This is a genomic window from Aeromicrobium sp. PFPM2_SD2, assembly GCF_057364525.1.
In genome coordinates, this window is sequence record NZ_JBNFNZ010000736.1 from 1 (window position 1) to 712 (window position 712).

1 protein-coding gene is annotated in these 712 nt (G+C 77.8%); it reads left to right on the forward strand.

Going from position 1 to position 712, the window contains the following annotated elements; all coding sequences use genetic code 11:
* The first annotated feature begins 314 nt into the window (after positions 1-314).
* Entirely contained in the window at positions 315-650 is a 336-nt protein-coding gene (locus AC2W7G_RS17785; protein ID WP_485869601.1) for a YnfA family protein, read from the forward strand.
* Positions 651-712 lie beyond the last annotated feature (62 nt).

A 712-nucleotide genomic window follows, 5' to 3' on the forward strand; every position in this document is an offset into this window, starting at 1 on the left:
CGCGCGCTGGACGAGCTGCGCGGCCGTGAGGCCCGTCGCGCGCAGTGGCGGCTGCGGGGGGGGGGGGGGGGGGGGGTGACGCCGGGGAGATGGCCGCCAGCTCGACCCGCGTCACCGGCTCTGGCGCGTCCGCATGGTCCGCGTGGCGGACGAGCACGCCCTGGACGTCCTGGTCGACCGCGCGCCGGTGTCCCACCTCGGTGGCGGCCGAGCGGCTGCTGCAGGTCTGCGGCGCGGCCCGGTGCGAGCCGCTGCCCCCACCGCGCTAGCCCGGACGTCCACGCCGGGGCGACCCGACTGCGAGAATCGCGGCCATGACCGTCGCCAAGTCGCTCGTCCTGTTCGCCGTCGCCGCCCTCGCCGAGATCGGCGGCGCCTGGCTCGTCTGGCAGGGCGTCCGCGAGCACCGGGGCTGGATCTGGGCCGGCGCCGGCGTCATCGCGCTGGGCCTCTACGGCTTCGTCGCGACGCTGCAGCCGGACGCGCACTTCGGCCGCATCCTGGCCGCGTACGGCGGGGTCTTCGTCGCCGGGTCGCTCGCGTGGGGCGTGGTCGTGGACGGCTTCCGGCCCGACCGCTACGACGTCGTCGGTGCCCTCGTGTGCCTGGTCGGCGTCGCGGTCTCATGTAATCGCGCGCGGCGGGCGTGACGGGCCGGCCGGCCGAGCCGGGGACGGCGGGCCCCGGCGGGCAGGGCTCCCCGTCCGTTACG